Origin of the sequence: Nakamurella sp. A5-74, from assembly GCF_040438885.1 — a bacterium.
Classification (GTDB): domain Bacteria; phylum Actinomycetota; class Actinomycetes; order Mycobacteriales; family Nakamurellaceae; genus Nakamurella.
The window spans coordinates 1918784-1942628 of the sequence record NZ_CP159218.1 but is presented as its reverse complement, the minus strand read 5'-3'; the positions used below and the strand labels follow the sequence as shown (position 1 = coordinate 1942628).

At 69.1% G+C, this 23845-nt stretch carries 17 protein-coding genes and 1 tRNA gene; 9 read left to right on the top strand and 9 right to left on the bottom strand.

Features of this window, described 5'->3' with window-relative positions:
• Positions 1–214: 214 nt before the first annotated feature.
• The 3 genes from ABLG96_RS08970 (at position 215) to ABLG96_RS08960 (ending at position 3513) form a co-directional block, all read left to right on the top strand.
• Positions 215–1198: a mechanosensitive ion channel family protein gene (locus ABLG96_RS08970; RefSeq protein ID WP_353650996.1), complete on the top strand. Its 984-nt coding sequence runs from the start codon at positions 215–217 to the stop codon at positions 1196–1198.
• Between the two features lie 59 nt (positions 1199–1257).
• Entirely contained in the window at positions 1258–1683 is a 426-nt protein-coding gene (locus ABLG96_RS08965; protein WP_353651442.1) for a globin, read from the top strand.
• A 135-nt stretch (positions 1684–1818) separates the two neighbouring features.
• Positions 1819–3513, top strand: coding sequence for a glycoside hydrolase family 13 protein (locus tag ABLG96_RS08960; RefSeq protein WP_353651441.1), 1695 nt, complete (start codon positions 1819–1821; stop codon positions 3511–3513).
• Between the two features lie 37 nt (positions 3514–3550).
• Here ABLG96_RS08960 and ABLG96_RS08955 read toward each other — a convergent pair whose 3' ends face one another.
• The 8 genes from ABLG96_RS08955 to ABLG96_RS08920 form a co-directional block, all read right to left on the bottom strand.
• Positions 3551–4180 (bottom strand): hypothetical protein, encoded by a 630-nt coding sequence (locus ABLG96_RS08955; protein WP_353650995.1) that lies wholly within the window; start codon positions 4178–4180, stop codon positions 3551–3553.
• Positions 4177–4650 carry a thioesterase family protein gene (locus ABLG96_RS08950; protein ID WP_353650994.1) on the bottom strand — a complete coding sequence of 158 codons (474 nt, stop codon included), beginning with the start codon at positions 4648–4650 and terminating at the stop codon, positions 4177–4179. The genes ABLG96_RS08955 and ABLG96_RS08950 overlap by 4 nt, the downstream gene beginning before the upstream one ends.
• Positions 4651–4715: 65 nt before the next feature.
• Entirely contained in the window at positions 4716–9680 is a 4965-nt protein-coding gene (locus ABLG96_RS08945) for an NAD-glutamate dehydrogenase (protein ID WP_353650993.1), read from the bottom strand.
• Positions 9681–9833: 153 nt separating this feature from the next.
• Positions 9834–10298, bottom strand: a complete 465-nt coding sequence (locus tag ABLG96_RS08940) for a hypothetical protein (protein ID WP_353650992.1) — start codon at positions 10296–10298, stop codon at positions 9834–9836.
• Positions 10299–10356: 58 nt separating this feature from the next.
• The gene (gene ettA / locus ABLG96_RS08935) at positions 10357–12039 is read right to left on the bottom strand and encodes an energy-dependent translational throttle protein EttA (protein ID WP_353650991.1); all 1683 of its coding nucleotides are present in this window, start codon (positions 12037–12039) and stop codon (positions 10357–10359) included.
• A 187-nt stretch (positions 12040–12226) separates the two neighbouring features.
• Complete coding sequence (locus ABLG96_RS08930; protein ID WP_353650990.1) at positions 12227–12820, bottom strand: hypothetical protein; 594 nt, start codon at positions 12818–12820, stop codon at positions 12227–12229.
• 87 nt (positions 12821–12907) lie between these two features.
• Positions 12908–13390: a single-stranded DNA-binding protein gene (locus ABLG96_RS08925; RefSeq protein ID WP_353650989.1), complete on the bottom strand. Its 483-nt coding sequence runs from the start codon at positions 13388–13390 to the stop codon at positions 12908–12910.
• A gap of 198 nt (positions 13391–13588) precedes the next feature.
• Positions 13589–15703 (bottom strand): cytochrome c oxidase assembly protein, encoded by a 2115-nt coding sequence (locus tag ABLG96_RS08920; protein WP_353650988.1) that lies wholly within the window; start codon positions 15701–15703, stop codon positions 13589–13591.
• Positions 15704–15868: 165 nt separating this feature from the next.
• On the opposite strand from ABLG96_RS08920, the gene ABLG96_RS08915 reads away from it, so the two are divergent.
• The 3 genes from ABLG96_RS08915 to ABLG96_RS08905 all read left to right on the top strand — a co-directional run bounded on the left by ABLG96_RS08915 (position 15869) and on the right by ABLG96_RS08905 (position 17715).
• Positions 15869–15942, top strand: a tRNA-Arg gene (locus ABLG96_RS08915).
• A 221-nt stretch (positions 15943–16163) separates the two neighbouring features.
• Positions 16164–16931 carry an SDR family oxidoreductase gene (locus ABLG96_RS08910; RefSeq protein WP_353650987.1) on the top strand — a complete coding sequence of 256 codons (768 nt, stop codon included), beginning with the start codon at positions 16164–16166 and terminating at the stop codon, positions 16929–16931.
• A 43-nt stretch (positions 16932–16974) separates the two neighbouring features.
• Complete coding sequence (locus tag ABLG96_RS08905) at positions 16975–17715, top strand: SDR family oxidoreductase (RefSeq protein WP_353650986.1); 741 nt, start codon at positions 16975–16977, stop codon at positions 17713–17715.
• Positions 17716–17768: 53 nt separating this feature from the next.
• Here the strand turns inward: ABLG96_RS08905 and ABLG96_RS08900 are convergent, their stop codons facing one another.
• Positions 17769–18977, bottom strand: a complete 1209-nt coding sequence (locus ABLG96_RS08900; RefSeq protein WP_353650985.1) for an MFS transporter — start codon at positions 18975–18977, stop codon at positions 17769–17771.
• A gap of 431 nt (positions 18978–19408) precedes the next feature.
• Between ABLG96_RS08900 and ABLG96_RS08895 the strand changes: the two genes are divergently transcribed.
• From ABLG96_RS08895 to paaZ, 3 genes are all read left to right on the top strand, one after another.
• A complete protein-coding gene (locus ABLG96_RS08895) occupies positions 19409–20611 on the top strand; it encodes an acetyl-CoA C-acyltransferase (protein WP_353650984.1) in 1203 nt (400 codons plus the stop codon).
• 83 nt (positions 20612–20694) lie between these two features.
• Positions 20695–21540, top strand: coding sequence for a 3-hydroxyacyl-CoA dehydrogenase family protein (locus ABLG96_RS08890; RefSeq protein WP_353651440.1), 846 nt, complete (start codon positions 20695–20697; stop codon positions 21538–21540).
• A gap of 59 nt (positions 21541–21599) precedes the next feature.
• The gene (gene paaZ / locus ABLG96_RS08885) at positions 21600–23663 is read left to right on the top strand and encodes a phenylacetic acid degradation bifunctional protein PaaZ (protein WP_353650983.1); all 2064 of its coding nucleotides are present in this window, start codon (positions 21600–21602) and stop codon (positions 23661–23663) included.
• Positions 23664–23845 lie beyond the last annotated feature (182 nt).

Genomic DNA, 23845 nt, shown 5'->3' with positions numbered 1-23845 from the left:
AAGAACCTCGAGGACGTTCACAGTGGACAACGGTATCCGACGCGGCGACCGGATCGGGCGAGGGGTCACGCCCGCGTCACCCGATACCGTGGACATCGGCGAGCGCACCGGACGCGCGCGGCGGACCGATGCCATGACGGCGGGTTCGCCGCGACCACACCCGGTCCCGTCGGTACCCCCCAGCTGTGATCCCGTCCACGAGGAAAGGGCCCGTGTGCCTGTGCAGATCGTCCCCGACTGTGCTGCCGATGTCGGCAGCTGGTGCGAGCGCATCTTCTCCGGCACCGGAGTGAGCTGGCTGGCGGAGAATGCTGCCGGGATCGTCCAGGCCGCCGGACGCATCCTGCTGATCATCGTGCTGGCTCTGCTGGCGAGGTGGATCGGCAAGCGCGCCATCGGTCGGGCCACCCGGGCGAAGGAGGAGAGCTCGACGCCGCGATTCCTGCGGCCGCTCAAGGCGCGTGCCGATGTGATGGTGCTCGGCTCGCAGGGGGTGGCGCGGCGCACCCAGCGGGCCGGCTCCATCGGATCGCTGCTGATCTCGATCCTGTCGTTCACCATCTGGACGGTGGCGATCATCCTGATCCTGGCCGAGGTCGGGATCAACGTGGCTCCGCTGCTGGCGAGCGCCGGCATCGCCGGTGTTGCCCTGGGCTTCGGTGCCCAGAACCTGGTCAAGGACTTCCTGTCGGGCATCTCGATGCTGCTGGAGGACCAGTACGGGGTGGGCGACGTCGTCGATCTCGGCCAGGCCAGCGGGACGGTGGTCGCGGTCAATCTCCGGACGACCACCGTCCGCGGGGTCGACGGCACCCTCTGGCACGTCCGCAACGGGGAGGTGCTGCGCGTCGGCAATTCCAGCCAGGGCGAGTCGGTGCTCAACATCGATCTTCCGCTGAGCTACCGGGCCGACGCTGCGAAAGCCGGCGACATCGCCCTCGCCAGGGCGGCCACCGTCGCCCAGGACGAGGAGTTCGCCGACGTCATCATCTCGCCGCCGGAGATGCAGGGCGTGGTGTCGATGACGTCGGGAGCTGTCATCATCCGGCTCACCACCACCGTCCGGGCGGGATCGCAGTGGGCTTTCGGGCGCGCCGTCCGTGGTGCGATCAAGGAAGCGTTCGACTCCGAGGGAATCCAGTCGCCGGCCGCGGACCTCCGCGGATTCCCGGCGGACGATGCAGGAAGCGGGATCTGATGAGCACTCCCGACCAGGCACGACAGCAGGCGGACCAGCTCGCTGCCCCGCCCGGCGCCATGCCGATCTCGTTGACCACCGCGCCGACCGAGGGCGGCCCCGCGAGCAGCGAGCAGACCTTCTGGTCCGAGGTCGGTGGTCACCCGACCTTCGAGCTGTTGGTGCGCCGGTTCTACGAACAGGTCGCCGAGGATCCGATCCTCCGGCCGATGTATCCGGAGGAGGATCTCGGACCGGCGCAGGTTCGTCTGCGGATGTTCCTGGAGCAGTACTGGGGCGGGCCGCGCACGTATTCGCAGTTGCGCGGCCACCCTCGGCTGCGGATGCGGCACGCGCCGTTCGTCATCGGGCCCGCCGAACGCGACGCGTGGTTGCGGGCGATGGGCAGCGCCGTCGAGTCCGTCGAACTGACCACCGAGCAGCGTGACCGGCTGTGGGCGTACCTGGTGATGGCCGCCGACAGCATGGTGAACTCCGCCGGCTGACCGGACGGTCCACCCCGTCCAGCCAGCCCACGCAGCCCACCGGGATTGGCCGGGTTCGTGTGGCCGGTGGCAGGATGACCAGTCGTGACGACTCCCGAGAGCGCCCTGCAGGATGGGCAGACCCCGCAGCAGACCGTGCACCAGGGCAGTGACTCCTGGTGGACGACCGCCGTCGGCTATCAGGTGTACATCCGTTCCTTCGCCGACTCGGACGGCGACGGCGTCGGTGATCTGCGCGGTATCACCGAGCACCTGGGGTACCTGGAGCTGATCGGCATCCAGGTGGTCTGGATCACGCCGTTCTACCGCTCCCCGATGGCCGATGCCGGCTACGACGTGTCCGATCCCCGCGAGGTCGATCCGGCGTTCGGCACCCTCCAGGACTTCGACGAGCTCATCGCCGAGGCCCACGGCCGCGGCCTCAAGGTGATTGTCGACGTCGTGCCCAACCACACCTCCGAGCAACACCGCTGGTTCCGGGACGCGCTGCCGACCGCGCCGGGATCTCCGGAACGTGCCAGGTACCTGTTCCGCGACGGTGCAGGCGACGGCGGGGACGCTCCCCCCAACAACTGGGCCTCGGTCTTCGGCGGACCCGCCTGGCACCGGGTACCGGGACCGGACGGCGCGCCGGGTCAGTGGTACCTGCACATCTTCGCGCCGGAACAGCCGGACCTGGACTGGACGAATGCCGAGGTCGCCGACGACCTGCACGCCACCCTGCGCTTCTGGCTCGATCGTGGGGCGGACGGGTTCCGGATCGATGTCGCCCACGGTATGGCCAAGCCGCCGGGTCTGCCCGACGCTCCCGAGGATTCCGCTGCAGCGTTCGATCAGGTGCAGGCAGCGGCCGACTCCGCTGCTGCCGACTCCGCTGCTGCCGATCACGCGGCCGCCGGTTCCGATGCCGAGCCCGGCCACGGAGTCGTGCCGAGCACTGTCGACGAGGACCCGCGATTCGACGACGACGGCGTGCACGAGATCCACCGCGGTATCCGCAAGGTCGTCGACGAGTACCCGGACGCGGTCACCGTCGGTGAGGTCTGGGTGTCCGAGCCCGAGCGTTTCGCTGCGTACCTGCGTCCCGACGAGCTGCACCAGGCGTTCGACTTCTCGCTGATCGAGTCCGAGTTCACCGCAGCTGCTCTGCAGCAGGCCATCGAGAAGACGCTCACCAGTGCCGCCTCCGTCGGGGCATCCCCCGTCTGGACGCTCTCGAACCATGACGTCGCCCGCCCTGTGACCCGGTTCGGTGGCGGGGAACGTGGGCTGCTGCGGGCCAGGGCACTATTGCTGCTGGAGCTCGCCCTGCCGGGCTCGGTCTATCTGTACAACGGCGAGGAGCTCGGCCTGCCGGACGTCGAGGTGCCGGACGATCGGCTGCAGGATCCGACCTGGGAACGGTCCGGGCACACCGAACGGGGCCGGGACGCCATCCGGTTGCCGATGCCCTGGGAGGGACAGGAACCGCCGTTCGGTTTCTCGAGTGGGCCGTCGACCTGGTTGCCGTCACCGCAGGAGTACGCGCCACTGACCGTCGAACGGCAGCTGGACGACCCGCACTCGACGCTGAACCTGGTGCGGGCAGCGATCGAACTGCGTGCCGAGCATCCGGCGTTCTCCGGCTCGACCGTGTCCTGGTACGGCGCACCCGAAGGCTGCTTCGCATTCCGGCGCGATCCGGGCGGCTTGGCCGGCGTGCTGAACGCCGGTGACGGTCCGGTGCCACTTCCACCGGGTGAGATCCTGCTGACCTCGACCCCGCTGGTCGACGGCCTGCTGCCGGTGGATTCCTCGGCATTGTTCCTCGCCTCGGCGCCGACGGACTGACTTCGGCGCTGCCGGCGCGACGGGATGAGGATGGTGCTCAGAACAGCAGTGGCAGCAACGCGTGCCGCCTCCGCAGCACCGAGCCGAAGCGGGCATCGAGCCGCAGCCAGGCGTCGGTGGCGCTGACCTTCACCGGTTCGTCCGCGACCAGCGGTGCAAATCCCATGCCGGACAACGCGAGCAGGACGCGCATCGGGATGAACACCCGCATCCCGTTGCCGCTCACCGTCATCGCCTCCGAATCCAGCAACGCGGTCGAGGCTCCGCCGGCCGGACCCGGATTGTTCTTCGCCTGCTCGACACCCCGGTCGGCGATCTCCCCCAGGACCATCGCCGGCACGGTGTCGACGGCGATGAAGCCGCCGGGCGGTGGTAGCTGCGCCCGCCACTGGCTGTCGATCACCGTGCCGGGGTCGACCTCGGCGCCGGTCTGCACGGCGAGCGCAGTGAGCAGGTTCCCGGCGTGCACGGTGACGTCGGAGGGTTCGATCCGTCCACGGATCGCGCGCATCACCAGGGTGTCGAAAGGCGTGGTGGCCCACAGCCGTACCAGCTCGTTGTCCAGCCGGATCCGCACCGGCCCGAGCGGATCCCACCGGGCCACCCGGCCGGCGAAGGCGGCGGCATCATCGCGGTCGGCGGTGCTCTCGGGGGCCAGGACGCTCACGGCGTGGCCGATCCCCGGGCTGCGGAGCGGACGCCGACAGCGCCGACCGGCTCGGCGGGGATGAACCGTCCCAGGTAGGCGCGCTCGGTGGCGTCCAGTCGCCGGGGCCGAGCAGTCTGCGGGTCGATCGGCACCAGGGAGGAGGACCCGGTCACGACCAGTTCCGCGCCCTGGTGCACGAGATAGTCGACGGTGAAGGACGCGGCACCGAGCGCTGTCACCCCCATGGACACACTGACCGGTCCCGGGAAGGTGATCGGCCGTCGGTAGTCGATCCGGATGCCGGCCACGACCACCCCTCTGGACAACCCCTCGGTCCCACGGTCCACCGCATCGACGAACATCCAGTCGACCCTCGCCTCCTCGAGGAGGGTCAGCGTCCGGGTGTTGTTGACGTGGCCGAACAGGTCGAGGTCCGACCATCGAACGCCGACCTCGACGACGTACCGCCCGTCCGACTCGCGGCCCATGTCGCTCCCTCGTGATGATCCTGCCGTGTGCTGCAGCTGGTGGTGCCGGCCCGTGCCGGCGTCCGTCAACGAACCATGGAGCGGAACTCCCTGGCCGCCACCGACAGTGCCGCCAGGTCGCCCTGACCCGAACCCGCGATCTCGGTCAGGGTGATCCTGGCGCGGGCCAGTCGGGACGCGTTCTGGAGTTCCCACTGATCGATCTTGGCGGCCGTGTCCTGCGCTGATGTGCTGCCGGCCAACACGTCTGCGGTCAGCAGGCGCATCGAACGGTACAGATCATCCCGCACCGACTGACGGGCCAGGGCATGCCACCGGTCACCGCGCTCCAACTCCGTCACTGCCGTCAGCAGCCGGTCGAAGTCGAGGTGGGCGGACAGCGCGTAGTACACCGCTGCGGCCTCCGCCGGCTCCCGGGCGGTGGCTTCGGCGACGTCGACGATGTCCAACAGGCTGAAGGAGTACAGGCTGTGGGCGACCCGCCCCGCCAGCTCGAGCGGCGCCCCCAGCTCGACGAGCTGCTCGCTGTCCCGGGTGACGTTGTCCGCCTCGACGCCCTGCAACAGCTCGGGCATCCGATTCGCAAGATCCGCGGCTGCCGCCACGTACCGCTGGGTCTCCGCGCGGACGTCCAGCGGCTGCGGGCGGTTCGACAGGAACCACCTGGATGCCCTGTCGAGCAGGCGCCGCGACGACAGCAGCAGCGCGTCCTTGGCCGGTGCCGGTACCCGCGGGGACAGGCCGGAGATCTCCTGCCACAGCGCAGGCAGGCCGAAGACGGTACTGGTGACGGCATAGGCGCGGACGCCATCGGTGATGGCTGCGGCCGTCTCCTCCTGGATCCGGAACAGATAGCTGATGCCGCCGCCGTTGACCACTTCGTTCGCCGCGATGGTGGTGACGATCTCCCGACGCAGCGGATGCTGCTGGATCGCGTCGGACCAGCCGGTGCGCATGGCGGACGGGAAATAGCCGGCGAGCCCCGCGGTGAAGGCGGCATCGTCTGCCAGACCGCCGCCGAGGATCTCGGTGGCGGCCTGCGACTTGACGTACGCGACCAGCACGCTGAGCTCGGGTGAGGTCAGACCGAGCCCCGTGGCGATCCGCTCGTCGATGGTCTCGTCGCTGGGGAGGAACTCGAGCTCCCGGTTCAGCGAACCCGCCGACACCAGCGCACGGATCAACCGCTGGTGCACCGAGAGCATCAGCGAAGCATGGGATCTGGAAACGCCGAGCAGCTCGTTCTGGGCGATGTTGTCGGCCAGCACCAGGGCGGCGACCTCGTCCGTCATCGAGGCCAGCAGCTCGTTCCGCTCCGGCAAGGTGAGCCGCCCGGCCGCCACCTCCGGTGCCAGCGCGATCTTGATGTTGACCTCGTGGTCGGAGGTGTCGACGCCCGCCGAGTTGTCGATGGCATCGGTGTTGATCCGGCCCCCGAGCTGGGCGAACTGGATCCGCCCGAGCTGGGTGATGCCCAGGTTGCCGCCTTCCCCGATCACCCGGGCCCGCACCTGGTCGGCATCCACTCGGACCGGGTCGTTGGCCTTGTCCCCCACCATCGCCTGGGTCTCAGAGGACGCCTTCACGTACGTGCCGATGCCGCCGTTCCACAGCAGATCGACCGGGGCCTGCAGGATGGCCCTGATCAGCGCGACAGGGCTCAATTCGGTCACGGCGTCGTCGAGGCCGAGCGCTGCCCGCACTTCACGGCTCACCGGGATGCTCTTCGCGGTCCGCGGGAACACCCCCCCACCTGCCGAGATCAACTCCGTGTCGTAGTCCGCCCACGAGGACCGGGGCTTCTCGAACAGTCTGCGGCGCTCGGCGAAACCGGTGCCGTGGTCCGGGTCCGGGTCGACGAAGATGTGCCGGTGGTCGAAGGCGGCGACCAGCCGGATGTGGTCGGACAGCAGCATGCCGTTGCCGAAGACGTCACCGGACATGTCGCCGACACCGACGGCCGTGAACTCCTGCGTCTGGGTGTCGAGCCCGAGGTCGGTGAAGTGGTGCTTCACCGATTCCCAGGCCCCCCTGGCGGTGATGCCCATGCCCTTGTGGTCGTAGCCGGCGCTGCCACCGGAGGCGAACGCATCGCCCAACCAGAAGCCGCGCTCCACCGCGAGGGCGTTGGCGATGTCCGAGAAGGTGGCGGTGCCCTTGTCGGCGGCCACCACGAGGTAGGGATCGTCGCCGTCGTGTCGAACGACGCTCTCCGGCGGCACGATCCGGCCCTCGACACGGTTGTCGGTCACGTCGAGCAGGGCACCGATGAACTCCTGGTAGCAGGCGATCCCGGTGGCCTGCTGCGCGTCCCGGTCACGTTGCGGGTCGCCGGTGGCCGGTACCGGTTGGCGCACGACGAACCCGCCCTTGGCCCCGACGGGCACGATCACCGCGTTCTTGACCTCCTGGGCCTTGACCAATCCTAGGATCTCGGTCCGGAAGTCCTCGGGGCGGTCCGACCACCGCAGGCCACCGCGGGCGACGTCCCCGAACCGCAGGTGCACGCCTTCGACGCTCGGTGAGTAGACCCAGACCTCGTGCGCGGGCACGGGTTTCGGTACGTCGGGGATCCTGCTGGGCACCAGCTTGAATGCCAGCGTGCCCTCTGAGCCGGCGCGGTAGGCGTTCGTGCGATCGGTGGCCAGGATGACACTGCGGACGCTGCGCAGGATGCGGTCGGCATCCAGGCTGGCGACCGAGTCGAGTTCGGCGTCGAACCGGGCGGTCAGCTCCTGCTCGCGCTGCGCACGCTCGGAGTCCTCGAGTCCCAGCTCGGGGTCGAACCGGGTGCTGAACAGCTCCGCCAGGTCGGCTGCCAGCGTGCCGTACTGGCTGAGCACCTGCTGGATGTAGGTCTGGGTGTAGGGCGTACCGATCTGCTGCAGGTAGTGCGAGTAGGCCCGCAGTACGGCGATCTGACGCCAGTCGAGACCCGAACCCAGGATGAGCCGGTTGAAGCCATCGGTCTCCGACCACCCCCGCCAGGCCGCCACGAAGGCGTCGATGAACCGACGCCGAGCATGCAGCTGGTCGGCCTCGTCCGGCAGATCGGCGGGGCCGAATGCCAGCCCGAAATCGTAGATGCGGCAGGACGTTCCATCGCTGCGCCGGACCGTGTACGGGTGCTCGTCCACCACTTCGGCACCCATCGACTGCAGCACCGGGAAGACCTGGGACAGACTGATCGCCCGGCCCGCGACGAAGAGCTTGAGTCGCCGATCGACCCGCACCCGTGCATGCAGTGCTCCCCGGGAAGCGCGGCCCTGGCGGTCGGCCGCCGCGTCGGTGCCCCCGGTGCCGTCGCTGCCGTCGGTGCCGTCGGTGTCGTCTTCGGGGCCGGGCACGGAGATGGTCAGCGCCAGATCCTCCGGACCGTCCAGCGCATCCAGGATTCCCAGGTCGGTGACGGCGTCCTGGGCGCGGTAGTTCTCCTTGTAGGCCTCGTCGAACGCCGTGGAGTAGCGGGCGAGAACGTCCGCGGTGTCCAGGACGTCGTCGGTACCGGAGACCGCGGCGAGCAGGTCGTCCTCCCAACTGCGCAGCACGTCCCGGAGCCGCGAAGTCAGCACGTCCAGATCCACCTCCTCGGCGGCCCGGTACTGAACCGGATCGGCCTCGGTCTGGACGACGAACTGGGCGACCGCGAGCTCTGCCTGCCCGACGCGCGCGCCGTATCGGATGTCGGTGCCGTGCAACGTCTCCAGCAACACGTCCTGCATCCGTAGCCGGTTGCCCGTCGTCCACCGGTCCCGCGCGAGGAACACCAGCACGGTGACGAACCGGCCGCGGGGGTCGTGCTGCAGGTACACCCGAAGTCGCCGACGGGAGGAGCCGTGCAGCACGTCGGCGCAGAGCGCGGCGACCTGGTCGGGGTCGGCCCAGAACAGCTCGGCCCGCGGATACCCGGAGAGCAGGTCGATGGCGCGTTGCCCGGTGAACGATTCCGCCGAGGCACCGAGTTCGTGCAGCACGGTCGCCAGCGTCCGGCGCAGCACCGGGACGGACGCGAGATCCGCGGCGACCGCCCGGGGTTGCAGCACGCCCACCACTCGCCAGCGATCGCCGGTCGGGGTCCGCAGCACCAGGCACAACGGGGTCGCCGCGGAGTTCAGGACGGATGCTCTGCCTGCCTGGGTGATGGCGATGGTGGTCGCGTCCGCGCCCGAGTCGGTGACGCTCAGATCAACGACCGCGGACGAGTTCGGCCCGGCGGGGCGCAGCACACCCAGGCTCTCCGCGGCGCTCTCACCGTCGGTGCGGTGTTCCTCCCGGACCCCGAGGAAGACCATGTTGTCGTCTGCGAGCCAGTCCAGCAGGTCGGCCACCTCTGCGGCGTCCAACTGACCACCGACGACCTCGGCGGGGCCGGCGGCGTCGCCCGGGGATGCCGGTCCCGACTCGGATCCGTCGATCGCGCCGGCGCTGACCAGGTCGGCGATCTCGTGCACGGCGGCAGTCATCGCGCCGGAGTCCTGGACGATGGCGCGCACGTCGGCGAGGGCGGCCGCGATCTGCTCCTCGATCGCTTCGGCCCGCTCGGCATCAGCGAGTCGGTCGATCAGTACGTGCATCCATGATTCGCGGACGAACCCCTCGCCGGCGCCGCTCAGACCGCGCGCCCACGGACCGTGCGCACCCCCGATGACGTCCTGCAGGAGACCGTCGTCCGCCCGCCGGACCACCAGGATCGGATGTTGGACACGGAACACCCGGACCCCGGCCGCCGTGAGCGTCCCGACGACTGCTTCGACGAGGTGCGGCATGTCGTCGTTGACGATGTCCACGACGGTGACGTTCTGAGCGTCCTCGGAGCGGGTGCGCGGATTGAACACGCGGACCGCACACTCGCCGGGGCGTCGGTTGCGGGCGAGGCGGATGTGGGTGTCGACGATGGCGCCTGCCTCGTCGGCGGATTCCGGCAGGTCCTCCTGCGGGAGGTGGCGGAAGTACTCCTCGATCAACGCCGCCCGCCCTGGTTCGGCGGCAGCCGCATCGGCGATCGCAGGCGGAAGCGCGGGTGAGATCATTTCACTGCTCCTGAGGTACGGCTCCTGGGTTGCGGTGCGCCGTTGCACCATTCCGTGGCCGCGATCGAGCCTAGTCAACAGCGGGCCCGCACCGAGTGAGCCACTGCTGCGTGCGGCGTCACATCGAGCCTGCCGGACGGGCCCTCCGCGGCATCAGTCGAGGCCGTGGTGTTCCATCACCTCGAGGGCGGATTCCGCGGCGTCTGCCGCCTCCACCCGGACGTCCTCCTCGGCATCACGCTCACAGTGTTCAGCGGTGCTCAGGATCTGCGCCAACAGCGCCCGGCAACCCAGCACGGTGTCCGGGTCGTCGGCGGCGACCACACCGTCGGCGGCCTCGGTGATCTGACCGAGGAAGTAGAGCAGCTCCACCTTGGTGGCGCCGTCCGACACCAGATCGGCCAGCAGCAGATCGCTGACGTACTGCGCGACGTCAGCGCTCACCGGCCAGGCCCGGCCGCCGGGCGCGATCGCCGCGTCCAGGTGCTCGGTCGCGGCCTGACGGGCAGCTGGGGACCGGCCGGAAAGTGCAGCCAGGTGGACTGCGGTGTCGTCCGCAGGCCCCAGCGCATGACAGCGACCGTCGAGAGCGGGGAGCTGCGGTGGGTTCGGCGCCATCAGCCGATCCACTCCTTCCGGCGGCCGTCCACCGCTGTCGTCACCGATCAGTCGCGGTTCAGTCGCGGGTCAGCCGGCGGTGTGTCACCCGGTGCGGCTTGGCCGCGTCGGCGCCCAGCCGGCTGATCTTGTTGGCCTCGTAGTCGGAGAAGTTGCCCTCGAAGAAGAACCACTTCGACGGGTCGTCGTCGGTGCCCTCCCAGGCCAGGATGTGGGTGCAGGTCCGATCCAGGAACCAGCGATCGTGGGAGATCACCACTGCGCAGCCGGGGAACTGCTCGAGTGCGTTCTCCAGCGACGACAGCGTCTCGACGTCGAGGTCGTTGGTCGGCTCGTCGAGCAGGATCAGGTTGCCGCCCTCCTTGAGGGTCAGCGCGAGGTTCAGTCGGTTGCGCTCACCGCCGGACAGGATCCCGGCCATCTTCTGCTGGTCGGGGCCCTTGAAGCCGAACGCCGACACGTAGGCGCGCGAAGGCATCTCGACCTGGCCGACCTTGATGTGGTCGAGTCCGTCGGACACCACTTCCCAGAGGTTCTTCTTCGGGTCGATGCCGCCGCGGTTCTGGTCGACATAGCTGAGCTTCACCGTGTCACCGACCTTCACCGAGCCGGCATCCGGCTGCTCCAGCCCGACGATCGTCTTGAACAGGGTGGTCTTGCCGACCCCGTTCGGACCGATCACGCCGACGATGCCGTTGCGCGGCAAGGTGAACGACAGCCCGTCGATCAGCACCCGGTCGCCGAAGCCCTTCCGCAGCTTGTCGACCTCCACGACGATCGAGCCCAGCCGGGGACCCGCCGGGATCTGGATCTCCTCGAAGTCGAGCTTCCTGGTGCGCTCGGCCTCGACGGCCATCTCCTCGTACCGGGCCAACCGGGACTTCGACTTGGCCTGGCGGGCTTTCGCGCCGGAACGCACCCAGGCCAGCTCGTCGGCAAGCCGCTTGGCCAGCTTCTGGTCCTTGCGACCCTGGACGGCGAGTCGCTCGCCCTTCTTCTCCAGGTAGGTGGAGTAGTTGCCCTCGTAGGGGATCAGGCGGCCGCGGTCGATCTCGGCGATCCACTGCGCGACGTTGTCCAGGAAGTAGCGATCGTGGGTGACGGCAAGGACGGCGCCCGCGTAGCCGGCCAGGAACTGCTCGAGCCACAACACGGATTCGGCATCGAGGTGGTTGGTGGGCTCGTCGAGCAGCAGCAGGTCAGGGGCGGACAACAGCAGCCGGCACAGAGCGACCCGGCGGCGTTCACCACCGGAGAGGATCGCCACCGAGGCGTCCGGCGGCGGACAGCGCAGGGCATCCATGGCCTGGTCGAGCTGGGAGTCGAGGTCCCACGCGTTCGCATGGTCGATCTCCTCCTGCAGCTTGCCCATCTCCTCCATCAGCGCGTCGAAGTCGGCGTCGGGCTCGCCCATCTCCAGACCGATGGCCTCGAACCGCTCCTTCTTGGCATAGATCTCGCCGAAGGCCTCCTGCACGTTCTCCAGCACGGTCTTGTCGTCGTCCAGCACCGGCTCCTGCATGAGGATGCCGACGCTGTATCCGGGGGTGATGTACGCCTCGCCGTTCGACGGCTGGTCCAGACCGGCCATGATCTTCAGGATCGTCGACTTACCGGCACCGTTGGGTCCCACGACACCGATCTTGGCGCCCGGGAAGAACGACATGGTGACGTCATCGAGGATGACCTTGTCGCCCACGGCTTTGCGTGCGCGCTTCATGGTGTAGATGAATTCGGCCACTGGCCTTCGTGCTCCGTCCGGATGTACTGCGTGCTTCGGTCCGACCGACAGTCTGCCTCATCGGGCCGCCCGGTCGCCGCCGCACCGTCCTGGGGGCAGCCGTGCGCAGGCCACCAGCCGCGCACCCGCTAGGGCCGCCGCGACCCGGTCAGCTGTACCGGTCCGCAACCCCGATCAGCCGGTCAGGTCAGCTGAGCACCAGAGACTCGACGATCTGCTGGTAGTTCGATGGCGGGCTCCCCAGCTCCGCGCCCGTCACGACCTGCTGGATCTGGACCAGCCGTTGACCGCTCAGCACCATCCGGAAGTAGACGGCGAGGTTGACCCCGTCCCGGCTGGACCCGATCCGCCCGTCGCGACCCTCGTCAGCGCCGATGGTGATCGGTGCCGACGACAGCACAGTGCCGCCGATGTTGCCGGCCGCCCCGTTCACCGCCCCGTCCAGGTCCACCGGAACGCCGTTCGGATAGGTGGTCACCGCAACGGAGATCGCGGCGTCCTTGCTGACGACCGTGTAGAACACGAGCTGCTGGTCGCCGGCCGCTGTGGAGACCGTCCTGGTGGTCTGGTCGGGCTCGCCGGGCAACAGCACGGAGAAGTCCGGACCGGTGAACGTGGACAGGGTCTTCTCCGCCTGCGGAATGTCCTGGGGCGTGACGGTGCTGGTGCACCCGGTGAGCAGTCCCAGCATGGCGAGCACCAGCGCCACCGCGACGCGCCCGGTCGACCCCGAGGTCCGCACACGATGCGGGCTGGTCTCACGGCGTGCGGCGTCGGTCATGCTCCGCACAGTAGCGACCGGAAGGAGCGACCCGAAGCGGGCCGCACCGCCGTCCGGGCACCGGGCGCAGCGCCGTCACATCCCGGGTCAGAACGGCGCACCCGCGGGAACCGGTTCGGCGCGCGGGTCGAGGATCCCGTCGTGATCGAGGCCGTCGGCGTGCGAGGCCTCCGTATCCAGATCGCCGATCCCGGACCGGGCCACCGCCGCCGCCGACTTGGCGAAAGCGGCGGTCCCCCGGTTCAGGTCGTGAGCGACCAACTCGGCGATCAGCTGGACGCTCTTGCGCTTGGCACCTTCCCGATCGACCCAGCGGTTCTCCTCGAGCCGGCCGTGGACGATCACCGGATCGCCGAGGTGGACACTGCCGGCAACGTTGCGGGCGAGCTCGCCCCAGCACGTGACCTCCGTGCCGGTCGCTTCCCGCTCCACCCAGGTCTGGCTGTTCCGATCGAAGTACCGGCTGTTGATCAGGACGCGGAACTTGGTCCGTTGCGCGTTGCCGTCGCCGTGGGTCTCCACCGGCGTGGCCACATGACCGATCACCCACGCTGTTGCCTGCTGACGCATGGCTTTCTCCTTCTGTTCGAGGTCCGGATCTCGAGCGTCCTGCCCGGTCCGGTTCGCTCCAGCATCGAAGACATCAGGCAGCTCCCGCCGAGCCGACCTGGATCCTGTGGACAGCTTCGACTCTGTGGACAACCGGCACTGCCGCGCTGCTCGTTGTCGGCGGGATGTGCCCGTAGTGCGGCCCGACCGGGAGTCGTCCTACTGGTCGGTGTCCGGATGCGTCCCGGACGGCTGGGTGGCGCCGCTGGATCCGGAGGACCCCGATGGACTGGCCCGCCCCGAGGTGCCCGACGGCCCCGACTGCCGGGCGTGCCCCGACGGTCCGCTGCGTCTCGGGCCCTGCCGGGCATCGACCTCCCGGAAAGCCAGTTCGGCCAGCATCGCGTTGTAGGCGTCCAGGTCCTCGTCTGCTTTCGAGTCGCCCAGCTTGTCGCTGCGCCGCGCCTCGCGGGCATCGCCGGCCGCCCACTGCGACATCAGCGCGATCACCACGATGATGATCGGGATCTCCGTTGCGCCCCAGGCGATCGCGCCGCCGAGCCGCTGGTCGGAGATCAGATCTCCCACCCAGGGCAACGCGAGGTCACGGTAGTAGTCCGGGTCGACGGAGGTGCGGTTGTTCATCATAGCCAGCCCGAAGAACGCGTGGAACGGCAAGGCAGCCAACAACAATCCCAGCTTCGCCATGTACGGCAGCCGTCGCGGTGAGCTGTCCACTCCGATGATCACCCAGTAGTAGAGGTAGCCCACCCCCAGGAAGTGCACCTCCATCACCAGGTGCCCGAAGTGGCCGGCCATCAGGAAGGCGAAGATCCCGGTGAAGTAGACCGCGTAGAACGATCCGATGAACAGCGCCAGCACGATCAGCGGGTGGGTGACGAACCGGGTGACCGGGCTGTGCATCGCCCGCACCACGAGTTCGCGCATCCCGGGTGCGGCAGGTGCCCGGGACGCGGGCAACACCCGCAACAGCAGGGTCACCGGTCCACCGAGCACGAGCAGGATCGGCGCGATCATGCCCAGCGCCATGTGACTGATCATGTGGATGGAGAACTGGGCGACCCCGTACCGGCCGATGCCCGACGACGTGGCGACGAGCACGGTCAGCCAACCGAGCGACCAGCACACCGTCCGGTTGGTGGCCCAGGCGATGCCTCTGCGCCGCAACCGGAACACGCCGTAGAGGTACAGCCCGACTGCCACCAGGGAGAGGGTGCCCAGGATGAGGTCGAACCGCCACGCGCTGACCAGGTTCCAGAACGCCGGCGGGCCGGGCAGCGAGTAGCCGAGCGTCTCGGTCAGGTTGTCCGGGACGGCTCCCGAGGGCGGCGGACTGGCAGTACGTCCGAGCGCGACGGCGACGCCGACGGTGGCAGCCATCACGGCGATCTCGACGGTCGCCAATCGCACGATTGCCGAGCGGCTGCCGGCGACCAACCGTGGGATGGTGCGTCGGCGGTGCCAGTAGCCGGCGGCGCCGAGCAGCACGATCAGCAGGGTCTTGATGACCACGAGCCGGCCGTAGTCAGTGCCGAACACGTCACTGAAGGCACTGAACCGCACCCACGCGTTGAGCAGGCCCGACAGTCCGACGGCGATGAAGGACACCAGCGCGAGCAGCGAGTAGCGCCGGACGATCACGCCGAGATGTTCGACCCGCTGCCGCAGCAGTCCGAGAACGGCGACCAGGCCACCGACCCAGATCGAAATGCCGACCAGGTGGTAGATCATCGAATCACTGGCGAGGTCGTGGTCCCCGGACTGGGCGGCATGCCCGGAGACGGCGATCGGGATCAGGCCCAGCAGCGCCGGCGCGAGCACGAGCGCAGCTCCTCCTGGACGCAGTACCACTCGTGCGAGGATCGCCACCAGGACAGCGGCGAGCGCTGCCCACGCGGGGGCGCGGACGTTCTCCAGCGCCTGCAGCCCGAAGGTGATCTGGTCCGCGCTCAGCGAGGTGCTGAGCGGCTTGCCGGCCGCGTCCGACACCGTGAGTGGCACCAGTGCGAGCGCCGCCGCTGTCCAGACCATCGCGCACAGTGAGGCCGCCCGCACGGCCCGGTAGCCACCCACGTCCAGCACGCCGTCACGGCGCGGCGGCACCAGGAAGACTGCCGCGACGAGCCACCCGATGGTCAGCGCGGCCGACAGGTCGAACACCGACTTCACGAGGGCCAGGCCCCACTCGGTGACGTCACCGGCCGACGGCAGACCGAGGGTGGCGCGCGGGCTGACGATCGTCGTCAGCCCGATGGACACGCACACGGCGATGGTGACGGCAGCGACGACCACCCCGGTGGTCCGCCAACGCACGGGAGCGACCGATGTCGTCCTGGTCCGGGATCGCCTGCCAACCACCTGCTCTGCCACATCCCCAGCGTATCGACCGGAGCGCGGCACCCTCGCGTGCGCGAGCGCAGAGCGGACCCGGTGGATGCGAGATCACACCTCGGCCCAGGATCTAGGATCGACGATCAGGCGCTCGTAGCTCAGCTGGATAGAGCAGGGGACTTCTAATCCTCAGGTCGCAGGTTCGAACCCTGCCGGGCGCACTCCCCGCCGACCGACCGTTGCGGTGCGGTCAAGCGAGTCCGGCCCCGTCGACGAGGGGGCGGAGACGAAGTTCCGGGCATCGAGACATCGACGCATTCGCTGCTGCGCCGGGTGGGTGCTCGCTGCCTCCGTCTCGGCCGTCCTACCCGGAGCTCAGGTGTGGCCGGGCCTGCCGCACACCTGACGGACCAGCGCAGCAACGCCTCTCTACGATGGGCACATGTTCGACGATCTGAACGGCCGGCACGCTGTGGTGACCGGTGGCGCACGAGGTCTCGGTTACCAGATGGCGACTGCGCTGGCCCGGATGGGCTGCTCCGTTTCCTTGCTCGACATCCTCGATGACGTCACCGTCAGTGCCGAGCGGCTGTCCGCCGAGTTCGGTGTGGCGGCCACCGGGATCCACTGCGACGTCACCGACGCCGACTCGGTGGCGAAGGCGATGGACGTAGCCGCGGCGGCCAACGGCACACCAGGGGTCCTCATCAACAGCGCCGGCATCGCCGTGCACGGCGACTCCGTCGACGTCACCCCGCACGACTGGCGGCGGGTGATCGACATCGACCTCAACGGCCTGTTCTTCACCTCGCAGGCATTCGCCCGCGTCGTGTTCGCGGCGGGCGGGCAGGCCTCCGTGATCAACGTCGCCTCGATGTCCGCGTTCGTGGTGAACATCCCGCAACGCCAGGCGTCCTACAACGCGGCCAAGGCGGGCGTCGAACAGCTCACGCGTTCGCTGGCGGTCGAGTGGATCGACCGTGGGATCCGCGTCAACGCCATCTCCCCCGGCTACTTCGCCTCCGACCTGACGAAGCAGTTCCTGGACGTCAACGCAGAGCTGGGCGAGTTCTGGGTGTCGCGGATCCCGGCCGGCCGGATGGGCCGACCGGACGATCTGGACGGGATCGCCGTCTTCCTGGCCTCCGACGCCTCCCGGTACGTTGTCGGCGAGTGCATCGTCATCGACGGCGGCTACAGCATCGTCTGAGCGCAAGTCCCGGACGTCGAGACCCATGCGAGAGCGAGATCCCATGAGCAGCAGTGCTTCTGCACCGTTCTCCGGCAAGGTCGCCGCGATCACCGGCGGCGGATCGGGCATCGGACTCGCGCTGGCACAATCGATCGCCCGGGGCGGCGGCTCCGTGCTGCTGGCCGGTCGCTCTCTCGACAAGCTGCGTACGGCGGCAGCCACGCTCCGCGGTCCCGTCGAGGTGCTCACCCTGGACGTGTCCGACCCGGGTTCTGGAAAGACGCTGGTAGCCACGGCGATCGAGCGGTTCGCTCAGCTCGACATCGTCGTGGCCAATGCGGGTGTCTACCTGCCGGGTGATGTGCGGGAGATCGATCCGGTGGCTGCCGATGCGCTGGTGCGCTCCAACGTGAGCGGGGTGATCGCCACTGTCGCCGCCGCCGCTGCACACCTCGCTGCTCAGGGAACGGGCGACATCCTGGTCACCAGTTCGGTGTCCGGGCATCAGGCGATCCACTGGGAGCCAGTGTATTCGGCGTCGAAGCATGCCGTGCAGGCCTTCGTCCGCGGGGTGCGTCGGCAGCTGGTGGGATCCGGGGTACGGATCGGTGCAGTCGCACCGGGGGTCGTGCTCAACGACCTGTGGAACGCCACCGACGAGCGTCAACGTGAGGCGGATGTGGCTGCCGGGCTGGGGATGTACTCCGAGGACGTGGCCGAGGCGATGGTCTTCATGCTGACCCGTCCGCGGCACGTGCAGATCCGTGACCTGGTGATCCTGCCGGTCAACCAGGAGATCTGAACCCTCCGGGACGCCCGTGCGGAGCGACCACCGCACCGATCGGTGAGCGGAGATCAGGAGGCTCGCTCCGGCCGCGCGCGGGTCTCGTCCTGCGCGGCCAGCCGTGCGACCCGCAGGCCCGGCACCGCGCTCGCAGCGATGAGAGCGATGCACACCAGCACGGCCAGCGGCAGGCTCGCCCAGGCCGCGACCGATCCGACCAACAGCGCGCCGATCGCCGTGCCGAGGTCGAAGGAGGCGTTCCAGACTGCGCTCGCCCTGGCGCGCTGCTCACCCGCGATCGCAAACCCGATGAGCAGGGTGAGGTTCTGCACCGCGCCGTATCCGCACCCGAAGATGAACGCTCCGAGCACCACGAGAACGTCTCCGGTCAGCCCGGCAGAGGTGGCTCCGCAGGCCACCACTGCCAGACCGATCACGTTGCCGACGATCCCCCAGCCCAGCAAGGAGCGGGTACCGCGACGATCGGCCATCAGCCCGACCGCCCATCTCACCAGGGCCGCGGTGATGCCGAAGGCGACCAGCGCCCAGGCAGCCGACGCCCCAGGACGTTGGACGGGCAGGATCGTCAGGATCCCGCCACCGGCCAGCGTCGAGGTGAGCAGCACCGCGGTGACGGATGCCAGACCCGGCACGCCGCGTCCGGTTTGCTGCTGCACGGTGGTCGACGGGACCGCGGTTTCGACCGTGTCACCGATGTCCTCGGCCGACGCGTCCTTCACGGCCGGTGGCCGCGGCCGCCCGGCCAACTGCCGGACGAACGGCAGGGCGAGGAGCGGCGCGATCCCCAACCAGGCCACCCACTCGAATCCGCCGGCCTCGGTCAGCGCCAGACCGACCGGCACCATCACCAGCTGGGGGACGGCGATCGCCAACCCGTACAGGCCGATGGCCGCGCCGTGTCGTTCACGCGGGGAGACCTCGGTCGCCACCAGCGGCAGCGTCACCGTCAGGATCGCGAAACCGAGTCCGCGAACGACCGACACCGCGAGCAACGGGGTGATCCCGGTACCCAACAAAAGAGCCGGGGTGGGCGCGCCCAGAGCGATGAGACCGACGCACATCACCGGGCCGGTCCCGAAGCGTCGCAACAGCATCGGCACCGTCAGTTGACACACCACGGTGGACACGAGCATGACCGAGGTCGCGAGTCCGGCGAGGGCTTCGGACGCACCCCGACCCACGGCATAGACCGGGAGCGAGGAGAGCGTCACGAAGAAGCTCAGGAAGCCGAGCGCCGCCAGAATCACGATGGATCGCATGGCGGGGATGCCGAGCAGGGAACGCGGCGGTCCCGGGAGGGATTCGCCTGTGGAGGCAGGGGTGGAGGGGGGACGTTCCAGGGTCACGCTGAAGCCTTCGATCGGCTCCCGAACGGGAGCATGTGCCCCGGCAGGCTCGGTGGTCCGAGGTATCGGGGCTGGTCGTCGATGCCGGCCGTTCCACTGGAAAGCACGCTGACGGCTGCGTCGACCCCCCCCCAGAGTACCCAACCCCGGACTTCCCGCCGACCCGAACACCGCACTCCCGGTCACCGATGCGGCACCACCGCCTTCCGCGCGTTGACACACTGATCAGTGGATGACAGATTGAATTACCGACCACATGGTCGGTAAATAGCGGTGACCGAGGCCCCTGCGCACCGCCTGGAACAGGTCGACGAGCCGGGCGCCGATGGAGCAGAGGAGCTCGCGTGGCGCAGGCATTCCTGGTGGGCGGGGTCCGCACGCCGATCGGTCGGTACGGCGGAATGCTGTCGACCGTCCGCCCCGACGACCTCTCCGCGCACGTCCTGCGGGCGCTCGTGCAGCGCACGGGGATCGACCCGTCGTGCATCGACGAGGTCGTCTGGGGTGCGGCCAACCAGGCGGGCGAGGACAACCGCAACGTCGCCCGGATGGCCACCCTGCTGGCCGGGCTCCCGGACACCGTCCCCGGCTTCACCGTCAACCGGCTGTGCGCTTCCGGACTCACTGCTGTCTCCACCGCCGCCGCGATGGTCGCCTCCGAGCAGGCCGACGTGGTGATCGCCGGTGGGGTGGAATCGATGACCCGGGCGCCGTGGGTGCTCGCCAAGCCCGAGACCGCGTTCGCCCGGCCCGGCGAGATCGTCGACACCTCGATCGGCTGGCGTTTCACCAACCCGGCGCTCGTTCCACTCGACGGTGGTGAGGCAACGGCCTCCATGCCGGAGACCGCGGAGAAGGTGGCCCGCGTCGAGGGGATCTCCCGGGCCGACTCGGACGCCTTTGCTGCCCGCTCCCACGATCGCGCGCTCGCGGCGATCGCCGGCGGCCGGTTCGCCGACGAGATCGCCCCGCTGACCATCCGCACCCGCAAGGGAGAGACAGTCTTCGACACCGATGAGGGGCCGCGCCCCGGATCCACCGTGGAGGTGCTGGCCGGGTTGCGACCGGTGGTCACCGGCGGCTCGGTGGTGACTGCCGGCAATGCTTCCTCGCTCAACGACGGTGCCGCGGCAGTCCTGGTCGCCAGCGAGCGGGCGATCGAGCGCTTCGGGCTGATGCCGCGAGCCAGGGTTGCCGCATCGGCAGCCGTCGGGGTCGCCCCATCGGTGATGGGCATGGGACCGATCCCCGCCACCCGCAAGGTGTTGGACCGGGTCGGATGGAGCGTGGACGAGCTCGGATCGATCGAGTTGAACGAGGCGTTCGCGCCCCAGGCGCTGGCCTGCGTCCGCGGTCTGGGTCTCGACCCGGAGGTCGTGAACAACGACGGTGGGGCGATCGCGTTGGGGCATCCACTGGGCTGCTCCGGTACGCGCATCCTCGTCACCCTGCTGGGCCGGATGGAGCGCGAGCAGACCCGTCGCGGGTTGGCCACGCTGTGTGTCGGCGTCGGCCAGGGTGCCGCGATGCTGGTGGAGGCGCTGTGAACGACACACCGATCGACCCGGACGCACTCGACCCCGAGGCCCAGGCCTACGAGCTGGTGGAGGCCGCGCGTAGTGAACGGGGCCTGCCCCTGGCGGTGGGTGTTGTCGGCGGCGGCCGGATGGGCAGCGGGATCGCGCACGCGTTCCTGATCGGTGGATCGCTGGTCCGGATCGTCGAGGCCGACGCGGCTGCCGGGGATCGGGCACGCGCCGCGGTCGAGAAGGCAGTGCGCGCCAGTGCTGAGCGGGGAAACTTGGTCGCGGGGGCGAAGGAGGCAATCGGACGCCTCCAGATCGTCCGCACGCCGGCAGATCTCAGAGCCGCCGACCTCGTCGTCGAGGCCGTGCCGGAGGAGCCGGAGATCAAACATGCTGTGCTGACAGCGATCTCGGCTGCGGTCCGGCCGGATGCTGTGGTGGCCACCAACACCTCTTCGCTGTCCGTCACCGATCTGGCCACAGCGATCACCGGCCCTGAGCGCTTCCTGGGAATGCACTTCTTCAATCCGGTGCCCGCCTCGAAGCTGATCGAGGTGGTCGTCGGGCAGCAGACGGATCCGGCTGTCCTCGAGCAGGCCCAGAAGTGGGTGGCAGGCCTGGGCAAGACGGCGGTCACCGTCACCGACTCCCCCGGCTTCGCCTCCTCCCGCCTGGGCGTGGCGATCGGCCTGGAAGCGATCAGGATGCTGCAGGACGGCGTCGGCTCGGCGCAGGACATCGACACAGCGATGACGCTCGGCTACGGGCACCCGATGGGCCCGTTGAAGCTGACCGACCTGGTCGGCCTCGACGTCCGGCTCGGGATCGCCGAGTATCTGCACCGCATGCTCGGAGAGCGTTTTACTCCACCACAGTTGTTGCGGGACAAGGTGGAACGCGGCGAACTCGGCCGCAAGACCGGCCAGGGTTTCTACCGCTGGGACGACTGACCGCCAGCACTCCGCGCCACCCTCGTTCACGGACACCAGCAACTTCAGGAGGATCACCGATGATCACCACCGACACCGCGGAAACAGCACTCGGCAGTTTCGTCGCCGACAGCTGGGTGATCGCCGGCGGCGACCGCACCCCGATCCTCGATGCCGTGACCGGCGATGTCGTCACCTCGATCGCTGCCGGTGAACTCGACACCGCGCTGATGGTCGACCACGCACGCCTCGTCGGCCACCGCGCGTTGGCTCGGATGACGTTCCACCAGCGCGCCCTGGTGCTGAAGGAACTCGCGCTGCACCTGCAATCGATCAAGGACAACTTGTATCCCTTGTCGTACCGGACGGGCGCCACCCACGCCGATTCATGGGTCGACGTGGACGGCGGGATCGGCGTGCTGTTCGCCTACGGCTCCCGCGGGCGGCGGGACATGCCCAACGACACGCTCTACCTCGACGGCCCCGCCGAACCGTTGTCGAAGCACGGATCCTTCGTAGGACAGCACGTGTATTCCTCGTTGCCCGGCGTGGCCGTGCAGATCAACGCATTCAACTTCCCGGTCTGGGGGATGCTCGAGAAGTTCGCTCCGGCGTTCCTGGCCGGAGTACCGACGATCGTGAAACCGGCCAGCCCGACCGCGTACCTGGCAGAAGCGACCGTCCGAGCGATCATTGCCTCGAAGATCCTGCCGCCCGGCACATTGCAGCTGCTCACCGGCGGCGCCCGCGGCATCATGGACCACCTCGACGAACGGGACCTGGTGGCCTTCACCGGTTCCGCGGGCACAGCACGGACGTTGCGTTCGGATCCCGCGGTCCTGCAACGCGGCACCCGGTTGACCTCCGAGGCCGACTCGCTGAACTGCTCTATCCTGGCCCCGGACGCCGGCCCCGACACCCCCGAGTTCGAGCTGTACGTCAAGGCTCTGGTTGCCGAGATGACGTCGAAGGCCGGTCAGAAATGCACCGCCATCCGGCGCGCGCTCGTCCCGCAGGCGTTGGTGGCGCCAGTGATCGACGGGGTCCGTGAGCGGATCGCGGCCAAGGTGCGGATCGGTGCGCCGGGCGCCGAGGGCGTGACGATGGGCGCACTCGTCTCCCGCGCGCAGCGCAGCGAGGTGCTGGCGCGGATCGAAGAACTGCGCGCGGACGGCGCCGAGCTGGTGGTGGGCGATCCGCACTCCTTCGACGTCCTGGGAGCCGACCCGGGAGCCGGGGCATTTCTGCCGCCCATGCTGTTGCACGCCAACGCCTCTGCGCGGGCCCCGCACGACGTCGAGGCCTTCGGTCCGGTCTCGACCTTGATGGCGTACGACGATCTGGACGAGGCGATCGAGCTCGCCTCGCGGGGTCGTGGATCCTTGGTCGCTTCGGTGATCACGCACGATCCGGACACCGCCCGGCAGCTGGTACGGGGGCTCGCACCGTGGCACGGCCGCATCCTTCTGCTGGACCGCGACGACGCGAAGGAGTCCACCGGCCACGGTTCACCGCTGCCGATGTTGGTGCACGGCGGGCCAGGCAGGGCCGGCGGCGGTGAGGAGATGGGCGGCATCCGCGGGGTGCTCCACCACATGCAGCGCTCCGCCCTGCAGGGCTCCCCCGCCCTGTTGACAGCCGTCACCGATCGGTTCGTCGTCGGAGCGCCGCGCTTGGATGCGGATACCGAGGGGTGGGAGCATCCGTTCCGCAAGCCGTTGTCGCGCCTGCGGATCGGCGACACAGTCGTCGGCGGTCCACGGACGGTGACCCTGGCCGACATCGAGGCGTTCGCACACTCGACGGGTGATCTGTTCTACGCCCACATGGACGAGGACGCAGCGGCCGCCAACCCGTTCTTCGGTGGTCGGGTGGCGCACGGCTATCTGTTGCTCAGCTGGGCCGCCGGGTTGTTCGTCCAGCCGGATCCCGGTCCGGTGCTGGCCAACACCGGTCTGGAGGACCTCCGCTTCCGCACTCCGGTGAAGGCGGACGATTCGATCACCGTGACGCTCACCGCCGGCCAGATCACCCCGCGGGAGACCGACAGCTACGGCGAGGTCCGCTGGAACACCACCATCACCAACCAGCGGGACGAGATCGTCGCCACCTACACGGTGCTGACGATGGTCGAGAAGGACTGATCGCCGGGATCAGGCTGACGACCGTCGGCCCCGGACTCATCAACGACGAACGGCGCGCTCTCAAGCTGACGGCGTGTTGACACCAAATGGTGACAAGGCACACACTGGACGGCCAGCACTTCACACCGCTCTGGGAGCACACATGGTCGACAGACGATCACTGTCCGCGGTTCGAGTCATCC